We start from the raw sequence: 16,696 nt of genomic DNA on the forward strand, positions 1-16,696 counted from the left end.
TTAAATTAAAAAGATACTAATATAATAGTATATTACAGGAGCTGTAAATATTATACTATCAAATCTATCCAATACCCCACCATGACCTGGCATAATAAATCCATAATCTTTAATTCCACATAGTCTCTTTATCCTTGAAGCAACTAAATCACCTAGCTGTGCTATTATTGAACAAATTATAGCAAGTAAAATTAGCTTCCATATAGGAGTTAAACCAAAATATATAGAATATATAATTGATAAAACAGTACTTCCAATTATTCCGCCTATGGAGCCTTCCACCGTTTTATTGGGACTAATTTTAGGACATAATTTTGTTTTTCCAAATAAATTTCCTGCAACATATGCAAAGGTATCTGTTCCAAAGGCTATAATGAAAATTAGCCAGATATATTTAGTATTATTTAAATATACAATATGAAACATTAAGAATGGAATATATAATATTCCTAAAAAAGTTGCAGATATATCTTTTATGGATATATCCTTATTTGTAATAACTAATATAAGCAATGTAATAATAATTAAAGTAAATATAAGACCCAAATATTTATTTAGCAATATGGCATTTATAAACAATCCAACTACCCCTAAATAGCCTACAGCATATATAGGCTTAATATCGATTTTTTCTAAGGCTTTATATAACTCTCTTAAACCAATGGTTGAAACTATGTAAACAGCAAAAGATAATAAATATCCACCTTTTGAAACAACTAAAATCAATAGGATTAAACCTATTAAGCCGCTAAAAAATCTCTTGCTTAAATCTTTCACTTATATTCCTCCAAATCTTCTATTTCTCTTTTGATAATCGATAATTGATAACATTAAATGTTTTTCTGTAAAATCTGGCCACAGAACGTCAGACAACCAAAATTCTGTATATGCTATTTGATATAACATAAAATTACTAAGTCTTAATTCTCCGCTTGGTCGAATAAGCAAATCTGGATCAGGTTGCCCTTTAGTATAAAGATAATCGGAAAAATTCTTTGAGTTTAAATCTTCTATATTTATTTTACCCATTTCTATATCATTTAAAAGATTTTTAATTCCAAATATAATTTCGTCTCTACCACCATAATTTAGACCAATATTTAAAATCATACCAGTATTTTGAGATGTTTTTTCTATGGTCTTCATTACTTCCTTTCTTGCAAATTCAGGTAGTTTACTAATATCACCCATAATTTGCACTTTAACATTATTTTCATGCAATTTATCTAATTCTCGCATTATGTATTGAACTAAAATTTTCATCAACCCTTGCACTTCTTCCATAGGTCTTTTCCAGTTTTCAGTGGAAAAAGCATAAAGAGATAAATATTTTATTCCTAAAGTAGAAGCGGCACTAACAATTTCAATTACCCTTTCCATTCCTTCCTGATGTCCAAAATTTCTCGGTAAAAATCTTTTCTTTGCCCATCTGCCATTTCCATCCATGATTATTGCAATATGTTTAGGAAGGTTTTCCATATCAATTTGACTCTTTAATTTCTCTATAGGCTGACTTATATCTGCCATAATATCACCTCATTACTAAAAACCCCTTCCTATTTAGAAGGGGTTTTCACTATATTTCCATTAATTCATCTTCTTTTTTCTTTGTTACAACATCAAGTTCTTCAACGAATTTGTCTGTTATCTTTTGGATTTCGTCCTCTGCTGATTTCTTATCATCTTCGCTAATTTCCTTGTTTTTTTCCATTTTCTTTAACTGTTCATTTAACTCTCTTCTTATGTTTCTAATTGCAATTTTAGCATTTTCTCCATTTTTCTTAACAACCTTAGTTAAATCTTTTCTTCGTTCTTCAGTTAAAGTAGGAATAACTAATCTTATTAATTTCCCATCATTTGTAGGCGTTATTCCTAAATCAGATTTTAATATTTCCTTTTCAATTACAGGAATTAAATTTACATCCCAAGGCTGAATAACTAACAATCTTGGTTCTGGAGCAGAAACACTTCCTACCTGTTTTAATGGTGTAATCTGTCCGTAGTAATCTACTGTAATCTTGTCAAGTAATGCAGGATTTGCTCTTCCTGCCCTAATGCTTTGTAACTCTTCTTTGTACACTGAAATAGTTTTGCTCATTTTTTCTTCAGCTTCTTTGTAAAGTTTAGTATACATAATTAATCCTCCTTTACATGTGTTCCAATTTTTTTACCTAAAACAACATTAATAATATTATTTGGTTCATCGATTCCAAATACAATTAAGGGAATTTTATTATCCATACATAGAGAAGTTGCAGTTGAATCCATTATACCAAGACCTAGGTTTAGTATATCTATATATTTTAAAGTATCAAACTTTTTAGCATTACTATTTATTTTAGGGTCTGAGTCATATACACCATCTACACCTTTTTTAGCTAATAGTATTACTTCTGCTTCTATTTCAGCTGCTCTTAAAGCTGCAGTAGTATCTGTTGAAAAATAAGGATTACCAGTTCCCGCAGCAAAAATAACAACCCTACCCTTCTCCAAATGTCTAACAGCTTTTCTTCTTATGTAAGGTTCAGAAATCTGTCTCATCTCTATAGCAGATTGAACTCTAGTATTAACTCCTATATTCTCAAGAGAATCTTGTAAAGCAAGGGAATTCATCACTGTTCCCAACATACCTATATAGTCAGAAGTAGTTCTGTCCATGTCCTCAGTTGATCTACCTCTCCAAAAATTTCCTCCGCCTACTACTATAGATACTTGCACGCCTAGATTATGCAATTCTTTAACCTCTTTGGATATCTGGTTTATAGTATCTATATCAATTCCAGCTCCCTTATGACCCGCTAAGGCCTCGCCGCTTATTTTTAAGACTACCCTTTTAAATATCGGGTCCATTAAACTCACTCCTAATGTTAAGTATATTGTTATTTAAATGGAGAACAATTATCTGTTCTCCATTTAATTACATATTCATTTGCTTTGCAACTTCATCAGCAAAGTTTTCTTCTTTTTTCTCGATTCCTTCGCCAACTTCAAATCTTACAAATCTTCTTATTTTTATGTTTTCACCTATTTTAGCAATTTTCTCATTTAATAAATCTTTGATCTTAACATCTGGATCTTTAATGAAGTTTTGATCTAATAAGCATATTTGTTCAAAGTATTTTTCTAATCTACCTTCAACCATTTTAGCTGCAACGTGCTCTGGCTTACCTTCGTTCATAGCTTGCTGAGTAAGTACTTCTCTTTCTCTTGCTACTTCCTCTTCGCTTACTTCTTCTCTTGATACATATTTTGGATTTGAAGCTGCAATTTGCATAGCTATATCTTTAACAAATTGTTGGAATTCTTCAGTTTTAGAAACAAAGTCTGTTTCAGAGTTTACTTCTACTAAAACTCCTATTCTCCCACTATGGATATATGATTCTACTAATCCCTCTGCCGCTATTCTACCTGATTTTTTCGCAGCTTTAGATAGTCCTTTTTCTCTTAATAGGTCTATAGCTTTTTCTATATCACCACTGGTTTCTACTAAGGCTTTTTTACAATCCATCATTCCAGCGCCTGTTCTTTCTCTTAATTCTTTTACTATTGAAGCACTAATGTTCATTTTATCCCTCCTATATTGTTAAAAATGGTAAGAGCATAAGAGGAACCACCCCTTTAACTCTTACCCTACTTTTTTTACTCTTCTGCTGTTTCTATTTGTTCTCCTTGTTTAGCCTCTAAAACTGCATTTGCTACAGTTTCAGTTAATAGCTTAACTGCTCTTATTGCATCGTCATTACCTGGAATAACATAATCAACTTCATCTGGATCACAGTTAGTATCAACTATGGCAACAACAGGAATTCCAAGAATATGAGCTTCTTTTACTGCTATTCTTTCTTTTCTTGGATCTACAACAAATAGAACATCTGGTATTCTATTCATATTTTTAATTCCACCTAGGAATTTTTCTAATCTTTCTTCTTCGTGTTTTAATTTGATAACTTCTTTTTTAGGTAATACATCAAATATTCCTTCTTCTTCCATTTTACCTAGTTCGTGAAGTCTATCAACTCTATTTCTAATAGTCTTGTAGTTTGTTAACATACCACCAAGCCATCTTTGATTAACAAAGTGCATATTACATCTTTGTGCTTCACTTTCGATTGCTTCTTGAGCTTGTTTTTTAGTACCCACGAATAAAACTTCTCCACCATTAGCAACGATTTCCTTAATGAAATCATAAGATTCTTCTACCTTCTTAACTGTTTTTTGTAAGTCAATAATGTAGATTCCATTTCTTTCAGTAAAAATATACTGTGCCATTTTAGGATTCCATCTTCTAGTTTGATGTCCAAAATGAACTCCTGCTTCTAATAAACCTTTCATTGTAATTACTGACATACTATTCACCTCCAAGTTTTTTTCCTCCATCCCTTTCATACAATAAAGGAACCCTTAGGCACCACCTTTACTGTCAGGGGATGTGTGTAATCACTATAGTAGTATAACACATGGTTAATTGTAAATCAACGTTTTTGTATAAATATGTCTATTTTTTTATTTCATACATTTTTAATATGATTTCAATTTCTCTAATTCCCTTATTTAACTTCTTTGCTATCTCTTCATTTGTTAAGCCAATCTTTTTTAATTCAATGACCTTTGTATGAATAGACGATAAATTTAATGCTTCATCTGTTTCATTACTTTTTTCATCTTTATCTCTTAAAATATTATTATCTAATGTATTATCTATTTTAGTATCTATTGTATCCAGTTTATATTTAATTATATCATCAAAGCTTCCAGCAATTTCTTCTGTAAATCTATGATATTCCTTTAGCTTATCTTCTATTGTCTTTAAATCATTTACTAGTTTCTTCTGTTTTCTAGTATTTTTACCTATGACACAGATTGAAAAAGCAATAAGAATCAACCCTATTATATTTAAAATGATATTTAACATGTCGCACCTCTATTATATACGTATATCAATATTACTTCCTATATTTTTACATTTATTTTTTTCTTTTATTTCTTCCCTATCTTCAGAAATAGAATCTGATTTCTTATTTTTTTTATTACGTGAGTTTTCTTGCTCCTTATGTCGTTCTTCATCTCTAACTCTTGTATTGCTGCTTTTATCTGTATCTATGACTTTCTTTTTATTCCTGTTTATATTCTTCTCTTGTTGTATAAATCCACTTTCTACAATATTTCTATTTTTCATATTTTGTATATGTTTATTGCTCGACAGTTCTTGAGTTCTTGGAAGCATTACATTATGGTCAATGGGTTTAATGGACATACTATCACCCCTTAATATGTTCCTACTCTTATTTCGCCATTTTCTCTATAAAATCTGCATCTCTTCATTTCATCCCTTATGTACATATAGCTATCTCCTATTATAACTTTAACTCCAGGATAGATAGTATCTGCAACCATTATTTGTCCCCTCGATAGATTAGTCATCTGGTCTTTTATTTGATTTAGTTCTCTTTCTGTTTTCCCAATTTCCATATTTAATGTAAGTTGTCCTTTAACAAGATCACTGTATAATTGGCTCTTGCTACCATCTAGTTTATTGGAACGTTTTAGTGTTTCTAAGACCTTTAAAGATTGATTTATTTTTTCTAAATTATCTTTAGATGATTTTAGTTTTTCACTTAAACCATCATATCTATGTTTAATATCAGGGTCAACACCTACTTCTAATATAGTAGTAGTAGCCATAGATGAGCCTATGATTCTAGCCCTAATCTCGTTTTTTGCCTTACAGCTTCCTCCCACAATTAGCCCTTTTTTCCCTAAGACAATAATATTAGATTTGGAAGCAACATTACTGTGCATAATAGCTTCAGCCGTTATATTTTTTCCACAGTTAATTACAGAGTTTTCAATGAATTTAGTAGAAATGTTTCCCTTAGTATTTATAGTTAGCCTACTATATCCTTGAATTCCCTGACGTACTAGAATATCACCTTCTGATTCGATATAGCCCCCTTCTAATGCTCCCTTTACTTCAACAGAGCCAGTAGATTTTAAAATAAATCCATTTAATATATCTTTATTTACAATTACATTTCCATTAAAATCTATATGGCCTGTACTACTGTCTATATTTTCTATACTTAATACAGGTGATACTATAACTCTACCACCACTTAATTCTACTAGACCACTGGATTCTGCCTTTAAAAAAGTACCATCAAAAGAAACACTTACATTTTTACCATATCTAAACTTGGGTACTTTCCCCCTAACATAGGGTATTGGCTCACCATTTACCTTTGTTCCATTTACTCCCTCTCTTGGAGGTATAATTTCAGCCAAAATATCATTGGCCTCTACAGTATTAAGTGCATCTAGGTCTTTATAGTTTACAGTCCCATCTTGATTTAATTTAGGCAGTAAGGGTTTTTCTAAATCAAAATGATACTTTATACTGCCGTCTTTTCCACTAATAGGTGGCGTTCCTTCGGCAATGCACGTTTTTTCATTAATTATATTGCTGTTTAGAGTTCTTCTTAAAGTTTCTTCATCTAGACCATATTTAATATATTCTTTTATATTATTTAGTATTTCAATATAATTTAAGTTCGTATCCTCTTGACTATCCCCTGCTTTTAAAGTTATATAACCAAATAATCCATCTTTACTAATTTCTAGAATTATATTGTTATGTATATTATACATACTCCACCTCCTATAATCCTCTAACTATACCTCTTTTTTCCAATGAATTCTTAATCTTCAAAATAGCTTTGCTGTGTATTTGCGAAATTCTGGATTCTGAAAGTTCCATAATATGTCCTATTTCCTTATAAGTTAGCTCATCATAGTAATATAAAGAAATTACCATTTTTTCATTATCATTTAAGGAATCTATGGAGTTTGCTAATATTTCTTTTAGTTCTTTTCTTTCATAGACTACCTCTGGAGTTACTGTATCATGTTCAACTTCTAGGGAATAATCTCCCTTTGTTAGTAATATTTCCTCCAAGGAAGAAATATTAAATGTAGCTATATCAGATAATAGCAACTCTAATTCATTTAATGAAATCTGTAAATGAGATGCAATTTCTTCGTTATTTGGACTTCTTCCTAATTCATTTTCAAGATATGATATTGAACTTTGAACATCTTTTGATTTTTTCCTTAAAGATCTTGGTACCCAATCTAATTTTCTAATACTATCAATTATAGATCCCTTTATCCTGATTTGCGCATAGGTTTCAAACTTAATATTTTTAGTTATATCAAATTTGTCTATACTATCTATTAAACCTAATATACCATATCCTAATAAATCATCATACTCTATTTTACTACCGTAAAAATTATACATTCTTCCTGCAACAATTTTTACTAAACCAACATAATTTTCTATTAAAGATTTCTTTATTTCTTTATCTTTGGTATGATCGTACTCTATCCATAAATTTTTAATATCCATCTTATTTCCCCCCATGGAAATTATATTATTTTTTCTCCATGGCCAATTGTCTTAACTTGCAATGAACCGTCTGTAGAATTTAATATTATAGTTCTACCAAAATTTCCACCTGTATCTTCTGAAATTATTTTAATATTTAACTCCTTTAACTTCATTTTAGTAGCAGCTACATTTCTTTCACCGATTTTTAAAATGTCATTATTAGAATTAAAATTAAACATTTGAGAACCACCAGTTATTTTAGCTATTAAATTGTTCTTGTTTGCACCCATTTTAATCATTGAATTTAATAATTCTTCAATACCTGTATCTGCAAACTTAGCTTTATTTTCATTATTCTTTATTTCCCTACTGGAGGGCAACATAATATGAGCTAGTCCTGCAACTTTATTCGCTTTATCATATAATATAATTCCTACACAAGAACCTAATCCTAATGTGGTCAAAAAATTAGGAGATTTAGTTACATTCAGATCTGCCATTCCAACTTTTATAGTTTTTACATCCATTCTACTTTACTCCCAATGCAATTAATATTTTATCAAAAGAATCTAAATCTGGAAGGAAAAATAAATTTCCAGATACAAGATTTCTTTCTTCTTCAAAGACTGTTTCTATCATCAAGGCATGATCTGACATATGTCCATATTGAATAGCTGGTACACTAAGAATAGCACCTGCCATATCTATAGAAATTGAGGGAATAGATATAAAAACATTTAACCCTGTAAGAGAAGATAAAGAATTTGCATAGGATGATGCTATAATATTTCCTACCTCTGATAAAGCTGATATATCCATATCATCAAGCTCTTTACCTTTTTTCTCTCTATTATATAATAAGTTTGTTAAATTAATGGCAGAGTCCAAGTCTAATGCAAACATCATATTACCTACTACATCTTCTAAAAGTTCAAAGTAAATTCCAACTACTAAGTTTTCCTCTCCACCTAATATTTGGGCAACATCTTTAAACTCCATAATCCTAACATTAGGCACTCTCATATCTATCTTTTTAGATATCATACTTGCCAAAGCAGTGGCAGCATTTCCCGCTCCTATATTTCCTAACTCCTTAAGTATGTCTATCATAAAATTATTTAGATTTTCCACATTAATAGTCATATAATCCACCTCTAATACTCAAGTATTTTTAATGGCTCTAATAATATTATTAATCTATCAGTTAATTTACCAATTCCACATACATAAGATAAATATTCGTTATCAGGAGAAACAGGAGTATTATCTATATTCTCTTTATCTATTTCTATAACTTCTGAAGATGAGTCAACTATTAACCCTGCTAAAATATCTTCATCTGAAACTATAATTATACGAGTATTATTGTTTATCTCTTTTGATTCCATATTAAGTTTTAATCTTAAATCAATTACTGGAATAACTTCCCCTCGTAAATTAATAACTCCTTTAACATGATTTGGAGCATTAGGGATTCTAGTAGATGCTTCCATCTTTTCTATAGAAATAACTTTACTAATTGGGATTCCATAATATTCCTTTTCTAATTTAAATACTACATACTTATTATCTATTGTATCAGTCATATTGTCTCCCCCTTATATTAGTGAATTAACATCTAATATCAATGAAATATTTCCATTACCTAAAATTGTAGCGCCAGATAAATATTTAACTCCACTTAAATATTTTCCTAAGCTTTTAATAACTATTTCTTGTTGTCCAATTAAATTATCAACTATTAGACCTGCTTGCTTGTCCCCTTTTTTAACTACTACAACTATTAAATCTTCTTTTTCATCATCATCTGAAATATCAAGTACATTCTTCAATCTTATAATTGGTAAAGTCATACCTCTATAAAGTACAACTTCCTGACCCTGTACATCCCTTATCTGACTTTGGGATATATTTATTATTTCAGTAATAGAACTTAATGGGATAGCATATATTTCATGACTTAATTTTATAAGCAATGCTTGGATTATTGCCAATGTTAAAGGAATTCTAATTATAAACTTAGTACCCTTTCCTTTACTGCTAACGACTTCTATATTGCCATTTATTGCCTCAATTTTGCTTTTAACAACATCAAGTCCTACTCCTCTGCCAGAAACATCTGATATAGTTTCTGACGTACTGAAACCAGCTTCAAATAATAGGCTAATACTATCTTCCACTGATAAACTTTCAGCTTCTTTTTCATCTAAAATCCCTTTTTCAATAGCTTTATTCCTAATGACATTGTGATCTAAACCTTTACCATCATCTTCAACTTCGATTACAACATTGTTTCCATCGGGGTAAGATTTAAGAACAACAGTACCTTTTTCATCTTTTCCATTTTTTAATCTATCAGCAGGTAATTCAATTCCATGGTCAATAGAGTTTCTAATTAAATGAATCAAAGGATCTCCTATTTCATCTATTACAGTTCTATCAACCTCTGTCTCTTCTCCACTCATTTCCAATGCTATTTCTTTCCCAAGTTCTTTAGACAAATCTCTTACTAGTCTTGGGAATCTATTGAATACTCTTTCTATAGGAACCATTCTAACCTTCATCACGGCATCATGTAGACTAGTAGTTATTCTTTCTAGATATTCTATTGTTTCTGTTATATTCTCACCAGTGGTTTTTTCACTTAAGTCGTCCATTCTAGTTTTGATTATTATTAATTCACTGACTAAGTTCATTAGATTATCTAATCTTTCAATATCTACCCTGACAGTTTTGCCGACCTTTCCTTGATGTCCACTAGACTTTTCATTTTTATCATTCTTTTGAGGACTTGTATTAGTAGTCTTACTTTCATCTATAATGCTTCCTTCTTCGTAATCTACATTTTCAAAGTCTAATAAATCAATTTTTTCTATTTCTGATATTTGCTTTAATTCCTTCAATATATCTGATTTTTCATTAGAGCTTACCATAATAACAGAGAAATTAAATTCGAATTTTTCGTCTTCAATATCTTCTACAGAAGGATTAGAATAAATAATTTCACCAAATGTTTCTAAAGTATTGAATACTATGAAGGCTCTTGCTGATTTTAACATACAGGATTCACTTAAAGTAAAATCTATTGTATATATGGATAGCCCCTCGTCTTCTGCTTTCTTTACCGCCTCCATAATAAAGTCGTTGATTTTATCTTTTTCTTCAACCTCTAGTTCTGCACTTATATCAATATCCTTTTCTTTACTTAATATATTTCTTAATTTACTTATTAATGGTTCGTTCGTATCGCTATTTTCTACTCCCTCACTGATAATAGTGCTTACTGAAGAATCTAATGCGTCAAAACATTCAAATAGAATATCGATTATATCTTCTGAGAGTTTTATTTCGTTACTTCTTACTGCTTGTAAAACATTTTCCATCTCATGGGTTAGATTAGCCATATTATGAAATCCCATGGTACCAGACATTCCCTTTAATGTATGAGCAACTCTAAAGATTTCATTTATATTTTCTATATGTGAAAAATCTTTTTCTAACTCTAGTAAAACATCATTCATATTTTGCAAATGCTCTTTTGCTTCCTCTACAAATATATTTATATATTGACCGATATCTAAATCCATTTCTACACCTCCAATTTATTGACTATCTCTTTTCCTATTTGTTCCAAAGGCAAAATTTTATCTATAGAATTTGTAGCAATAGCTGATTTAGGCATACCAAAGACAACAGATGTGGACTCATCTTGAGCTACAGTGTAACTATTATTTTTTTTCATTTCAATTATGCCCTTTGTTCCATCAGAACCCATTCCTGTTAAAATAACTCCAACCTTTGAATAACCTTTTATTTTAGATACGGATTCCATCATTCTATCAACTGTAGGTCTTAATCCCATTACTTTAGATTCTTGATTTAACTTTATTACAAGATTATCTGCCATCTTTACAACTTCCATATGATAATCTCCTGGTGCAATATATCCATGTCCCCTTAAAAGTATATCACCATCTTCAGCCTCCTTGATTTTAATATTTGAAATAGAATTTAATCTTTCTGCTAAAGATTTAGTAAACTTAGGTGGCATATGTTGTACTATAACAATGCTAGCATTAATATCCTTAGGAAATTCTGGGAGTAAGGTCTGTAACGCTCGAGGTCCTCCCGTTGATGTTCCAATAGCTATAATATTGTCAAATTTTTTATCTACTAGGGTTTGTTTTTCAAATAGTGGCTTTGGAATATTTTTTTTCTTGGCGGATTGCCTAATATTAGGCTTTGCTTTCGCACCTGCTTTAATCTTTTCAATGATCTCATTTTTAATTTCATCTTGACTTAGACTAAATATATTAGTAGGCTTTGATAAAAAATCAATTGCTCCTTCGTCTAATGCTTTTAGTGTTAATTCTGCTCCTTCTACTGTTAAGGAGCTAATCATAATAACAGGTAAATCATATTTAGATATAATATGTTTTAATGTTGTTAACCCGTCCATTAACGGCATTTCAATATCTAATGTTACTATGTCAGGCTTCAGTGTTTCTATTTTTTCCAAAGCTTCTTTTCCATTTTTGGCAGTACCTACTACAGATATTTCATTATCTAGTATTAATACATCTGTTAATATTTTTCTAATTAAAGCAGAATCATCTACTACTAAAACTTTAATCATCTATATCAATCCTTTTAACCTTAAAATTCGCTGTTGCTCGAAAATATATTTAATAATTTCATCTCTCATTTCACTTTCAATCTCTAAAAATTTGATACCCATGCTATACTTGTAATTAAAACTATTCAATTCTTCCACCCGTATAACTCTAGCCTTTATCTTTATAGATTCTCCATTTACATTAAAGGAACATACTATTTCTTCTCCTTCTTTATGTTTGTAATTACAGTTAAGCTTCATTCCACCACCTGAAATATCTTTAGTTTCACAATGCTCATAAAATTTCTCAATATTATCACCTTGAGCTATTAAATGCTCTTTTTCTACTTTTAACCTCGTTAAAAGTCTATAGTGGTCCCTCAACTGAATCTTCTTTATTTCTGATATTCTTTCTATAGTCAAAGTATAAATAGATGAAAGATTTCTAGCTAATATTTTGGCTGTGAATAAATATTTTCCCTTATTTTCAACATTATAAGATATATATATTTTTTCATTTTTATGTAGCAAAACTAAATTACTTTGTTTAATTGGTCCGCTAATTATCATTTCATTTGATTCCAATATATCTAAAATTTGTGATGGATATGTAACACTTTTGTCGTTAGGTTTAATAATATCAATTTTTGAACCTATACTTAAATAATCAGCTCTAAAACTCACTTATTCACCTCTTCCCTCTAAAAATATCTACTATTTTTTTACTGAAGCTTTTTTTCGTATTTTCATCTTCCAAAGATTTGCTACCGAGAAAACTCATAGCAATTACATTTATTTTTCTCGAAATAGAATTATTAGGATTAGATATTGTAAAAGGTATCTGCTTTCTTACAGCATTATTAACTAATTCACTTCTCTCTATATACCCTAAATAATTAATATTTATCTGTAAGAATTTATTTGCAGCATTATAGAGTTTGTCAAATATTTCTTTTCCTTCATTTCTGCTGTTGACTAAATTACAAATTATATTTATAGGTCCTATAAATCCTGTATAAAATATGGATTTTATTAATGTATAAGAATCCATAAGGGATGTTGGGTCTGGGGTACAAATTATTATAGTTTCATCAGATGCCATTATAAAATCAGTTACAGCTTTTGAAATTCCGGCTCCTGTGTCTATTATAATATAATCTGCACAGGATTGTAACTTCTCCATTCCTTCCATTAACTTTGAAAAATTATCGTCCTTTAATAAACTTAACTCTTTTAAACCAGAACCTCCGGAAATAATCTTTACTCCTTCAGGGCCAGCAGCCATTATTTCAAATATATCTTTATTAGAAAATATTATATCCGATATGGTATAGTTAATATTAACTCCAGCCAGTATCTCAATATTACTTAATCCTATATCTGCATCAATTATGACTACCTCATAGCCCAATCTCTTTAAAGATATGGCAAAATTAATAGCAAAATTAGTCTTGCCTACTCCACCTTTACCACTAGATACAGAAATTACTTTAGCCCTATTCTTTACTACTGATATTTCCTCTTGGTTCATAGTCTTAGACTTCATAATATTTCTCAAGTTTTTTGCTTGATCATTCATTGTTATTCTCTCCAATAATCTTTTCAGCAATATGATCAACATCTACCATTTGAATGTCATCTGGTACATTTTGTCCTATTGTTAAATACGAAAGTTCCTTATTTGTAATATACCTGATATTTAAAATATTTCCGTAATTTTCGGCTTCGTCTACTTTAGTAATTATTAATCTATAATTATCTAAAAAACTATATTTTTCTATTAAGTTTTTTAATACCTTACAATCTATATTTGCATTAATCAGTAAAAAGATATCCTTAACATGGGTGGTATCTATAATCTGTTGTAATTCTTGTATTTGTTCAATATCGTTATGATTTCTTCCAGCAGTATCTATAAAAATAATATCTTTATCCTTAAATTTATGAAGTGCCTTTTCCATATCGACTTTATTATATGCAACTTCTAAAGGTAGTTGTAAAATATCACTATAAACTTTTAATTGTTCTACTGCAGCAATTCTATATGTATCAGATGTAATTAAACCTAGTTTATGTTTATCTTCAAGCACAAAGCTGGCTGCTACTTTAGCCAATGTAGTAGTCTTTCCCACACCTGTAGGACCTACAAAAAAAACAATCTTTTGTGAATCATCAATGGTAGTAGGTTTCGGGCTTCCTAAAATTTCAACTAAGTTAAACTTCAATAATTTCCTAATAGTATCTTTATCTTTTTCTTCTAAGTTAATTTGTTTTTGATTTTTTTCCAATATATCAGTAGCTATTTCAGAGTTTACTCCGTTTTTCACCATAATATCATAAAATTCCTTCAAAATAGGTGGAAGTCTATCTTTTTCTTCTCTCATTTGACTTATGGAAATGCTTGTCATCATATTCTTCAATTGGGTAAGCTCTCTATTTATATTACCTAGTTCCTTTTCATATGGATGAACAGTACTTTTACTTAATAAATTCTTTTCCTCAAAGCCCGCCGTAATTTCTATTAAAGGTTTTTTTAGAAAACCAAACAGACCTTTAGCCCTGATAGTTTTAGTACTTAATACTACTGCATCAGGGCCTAATTCCATTTTTAATTTTAGCATGGCTTCATGAGTTGTTTGACCTATATATTTTTTAATCTTCATTATATAACTACCACCCCAACTGATTGAACCTCTACTGAAGATTCAAGTTCATTATAAGATATTACAATTATATCACGAGTCATCTGCTCTGTTAGCTTTTTAAAATATAATCTAACAATTGGTGCTGTAAGTATTATAGGTTGTTCTCCTATTGATGTAAGTTTTTGAATAGCTTTAAATGTATTATTAAGTATTAGTTGTGCTTTATTAGGATCTATAGATAAGTATGAACCTGTTTCAGTTTTATTGATAGAATTCATCATCAATTCTTCTATTCCATTATCTAAAGTAATTACATTTAAACTATTATTTTCAACATATTTATTAGTAATATATCCTGACATTCTTTGTCTAACGTACTCTGTAAGTAAATCAGTATCACTTGTAATACTTCCATAATCCGCCAATGTTTCTAGTATACTAACCATATCTCTTATACTAATCTGCTCCCTAAGTAAATTAGATAAAACTTTTTGAACTTCTCCAAGAGACAGTACTTTTGGGATTACCTCTTCAACTACTGCAGGATATTCTTCCCTAACATTTTCAATTAATGTTTTTACATCTTGTCTGCCAATAAGCTCATAAGCTTTTTCTTTTATTACTTCAGTTAAATGAGTAGCTATTACAGAAGGTGGGTCTACCACAGTATATCCAAATATTTCAGCCTTTTCTCTTTCCTTTTCTGTAATCCATTTTGCTGGTAAGCCAAAAGCAGGCTCTGTAGTATCTATACCTTCAATATTTCCTTCTCCCATACCTGAGTCCATGGCTAAATAATGATCAAAATATACTTCACCTTTTGAAACTTTAACTCCTTTTACCTTTATTATATATTCATTGGGATTTAGTTGAATATTATCCCTTAATCTTACGATTGGAACTACTAGACCCAGTTCCATAGCAATTTGACGTCTGATCATTACTATCCTATCTAGTAAGTCTCCACCTTGATCTATATCAGCTAAAGGTATTAATCCATATCCAAATTCTAGTTCAATATCGTCTACCTTTAATAATCCTAATACATTTTCTGGCTTTCTTAATTCTTCTGCCTCCGTTGTAGATGCTATTTCCGGTTCCGCCATTTCTGGTTTAGCTGAAATGTTTGCTCTTAATCCAATGAACATAAAAATAGATCCTAATAAAATATTCGCAAATTTAGGTAGAGGTGTAAATAGACCTAATACCATCATTACTATACCTATGATAAATAATATCATTTTATTAGAGAATAACTGTTTAATTAAGTCTTGTCCTAGGTTGGCTTCAGATGCGGCTCTAGTAACTACTAGACCTGTAGCGGTAGAAATAAGTAATGCAGGAATCTGACCTACTAGTCCGTCTCCCACTGTTAATATAGTATATCGCTGTAACGCTTGTTGAAAAGGCATACCCTTTCCTACAATTCCAATAAGAAATCCTGCTCCAATATTAATTATTGTAATAATTATACCTGCAATAGCATCACCTTTTACGAATTTACTGGCTCCATCCATTGCACCATAAAAGTCAGCATATTTTTGTACATCTTTTCTTCTTTGTCTAGCTTCATCTTCCGTAATTAATCCAGCATTCAAATCAGCATCTATAGCCATTTGTTTACCTGGCATTGCATCTAAAGTAAATCTAGCAGCAACTTCAGATACTCTTTCAGCACCCTTCGTTATTACTAAAAAGTTTATAAGTACAATTATAAGGAATATTATAAAACCAACAACAGCATCATTTCCAATTACAAAATTTCCAAAGGCTTCTACTACTCCACCTGCATCTGCATCTTTAAGAATACCTCTTGTAGTTGAGACATTTAAACTCAACCTGAATAAGGTGGTTAATAGTAGCAGTGATGGAAATATAGTTATTTGTAGTGCATCCTCTGCATACATAGATAATAATAAAATCAATAAGGATAGTGAAATATTTAGACTTAATAAAAAGTCTAACATTCCCTTTGGTACAGGGATTATGATCATAAGAATTATCCCAATTATTGCTAAGGCTACAAATATATCTCCTCTCTTCATTTCC

At 30.2% G+C, this 16,696-nt stretch carries 19 protein-coding genes; all 19 read right to left on the bottom strand.

Annotation, left to right across the window (positions count from 1 at the left end):
• A complete protein-coding gene (locus RBU61_RS07900) occupies positions 1-777 on the bottom strand; it encodes a phosphatidate cytidylyltransferase (protein WP_308879111.1) in 777 nt (258 codons plus the stop codon).
• On the bottom strand, positions 778-1,527 hold the full coding sequence (locus tag RBU61_RS07905; RefSeq protein ID WP_308879114.1) for an isoprenyl transferase: 750 nt from the start codon (positions 1,525-1,527) through the stop codon (positions 778-780).
• A 49-nt stretch (positions 1,528-1,576) separates the two neighbouring features.
• Positions 1,577-2,134 carry a ribosome recycling factor gene (frr, locus tag RBU61_RS07910; protein ID WP_308879116.1) on the bottom strand — a complete coding sequence of 186 codons (558 nt, stop codon included), beginning with the start codon at positions 2,132-2,134 and terminating at the stop codon, positions 1,577-1,579.
• Between the two features lie 2 nt (positions 2,135-2,136).
• Positions 2,137-2,850: a UMP kinase gene (gene pyrH, locus RBU61_RS07915; RefSeq protein ID WP_308879118.1), complete on the bottom strand. Its 714-nt coding sequence runs from the start codon at positions 2,848-2,850 to the stop codon at positions 2,137-2,139.
• A gap of 67 nt (positions 2,851-2,917) precedes the next feature.
• Positions 2,918-3,565, bottom strand: coding sequence for a translation elongation factor Ts (gene tsf / locus RBU61_RS07920; protein WP_308879119.1), 648 nt, complete (start codon positions 3,563-3,565; stop codon positions 2,918-2,920).
• Positions 3,566-3,639: 74 nt separating this feature from the next.
• Positions 3,640-4,347, bottom strand: a complete 708-nt coding sequence (gene rpsB, locus RBU61_RS07925; protein ID WP_308879120.1) for a 30S ribosomal protein S2 — start codon at positions 4,345-4,347, stop codon at positions 3,640-3,642.
• Between the two features lie 148 nt (positions 4,348-4,495).
• Entirely contained in the window at positions 4,496-4,912 is a 417-nt protein-coding gene (locus tag RBU61_RS07930; protein WP_308879121.1) for a DUF6115 domain-containing protein, read from the bottom strand.
• A 12-nt stretch (positions 4,913-4,924) separates the two neighbouring features.
• Positions 4,925-5,254 (bottom strand): hypothetical protein, encoded by a 330-nt coding sequence (locus RBU61_RS07935; RefSeq protein ID WP_308879122.1) that lies wholly within the window; start codon positions 5,252-5,254, stop codon positions 4,925-4,927.
• Positions 5,255-5,265: 11 nt separating this feature from the next.
• Positions 5,266-6,645 (bottom strand): FapA family protein, encoded by a 1,380-nt coding sequence (locus RBU61_RS07940; protein ID WP_308879123.1) that lies wholly within the window; start codon positions 6,643-6,645, stop codon positions 5,266-5,268.
• 10 nt (positions 6,646-6,655) lie between these two features.
• Positions 6,656-7,405 (bottom strand): FliA/WhiG family RNA polymerase sigma factor, encoded by a 750-nt coding sequence (locus RBU61_RS07945; protein ID WP_308879124.1) that lies wholly within the window; start codon positions 7,403-7,405, stop codon positions 6,656-6,658.
• 20 nt (positions 7,406-7,425) lie between these two features.
• Positions 7,426-7,914 (bottom strand): chemotaxis protein CheD, encoded by a 489-nt coding sequence (locus tag RBU61_RS07950; protein WP_308879125.1) that lies wholly within the window; start codon positions 7,912-7,914, stop codon positions 7,426-7,428.
• Between the two features lies 1 nt (position 7,915).
• Positions 7,916-8,530 (bottom strand): chemotaxis protein CheC, encoded by a 615-nt coding sequence (locus tag RBU61_RS07955; protein WP_308879126.1) that lies wholly within the window; start codon positions 8,528-8,530, stop codon positions 7,916-7,918.
• A gap of 11 nt (positions 8,531-8,541) precedes the next feature.
• Positions 8,542-8,973 (bottom strand): chemotaxis protein CheW, encoded by a 432-nt coding sequence (locus RBU61_RS07960; RefSeq protein ID WP_308879127.1) that lies wholly within the window; start codon positions 8,971-8,973, stop codon positions 8,542-8,544.
• A 12-nt stretch (positions 8,974-8,985) separates the two neighbouring features.
• Complete coding sequence (locus RBU61_RS07965; RefSeq protein ID WP_308879128.1) at positions 8,986-10,974, bottom strand: chemotaxis protein CheA; 1,989 nt, start codon at positions 10,972-10,974, stop codon at positions 8,986-8,988.
• A gap of 2 nt (positions 10,975-10,976) precedes the next feature.
• Entirely contained in the window at positions 10,977-12,023 is a 1,047-nt protein-coding gene (locus tag RBU61_RS07970) for a chemotaxis response regulator protein-glutamate methylesterase (RefSeq protein WP_308879129.1), read from the bottom strand.
• A complete protein-coding gene (locus RBU61_RS07975) occupies positions 12,024-12,686 on the bottom strand; it encodes a flagellar brake protein (RefSeq protein WP_308879130.1) in 663 nt (220 codons plus the stop codon). It abuts the gene before it with no gap.
• 4 nt (positions 12,687-12,690) lie between these two features.
• The gene (locus RBU61_RS07980) at positions 12,691-13,581 is read right to left on the bottom strand and encodes a MinD/ParA family protein (protein WP_308879131.1); all 891 of its coding nucleotides are present in this window, start codon (positions 13,579-13,581) and stop codon (positions 12,691-12,693) included.
• Positions 13,574-14,665, bottom strand: coding sequence for a flagellar biosynthesis protein FlhF (flhF, locus tag RBU61_RS07985; protein ID WP_308879132.1), 1,092 nt, complete (start codon positions 14,663-14,665; stop codon positions 13,574-13,576). The genes RBU61_RS07980 and flhF overlap by 8 nt, the downstream gene beginning before the upstream one ends.
• Positions 14,665-16,692, bottom strand: a complete 2,028-nt coding sequence (gene flhA, locus RBU61_RS07990; protein ID WP_308879133.1) for a flagellar biosynthesis protein FlhA — start codon at positions 16,690-16,692, stop codon at positions 14,665-14,667. Before flhA ends, flhF begins: the two co-directional genes overlap by 1 nt.
• Positions 16,693-16,696 lie beyond the last annotated feature (4 nt).

This window comes from Tissierella sp. MB52-C2 (assembly GCF_030931715.1).
Lineage (GTDB): Bacteria > Bacillota > Clostridia > Tissierellales > Tissierellaceae > Tissierella.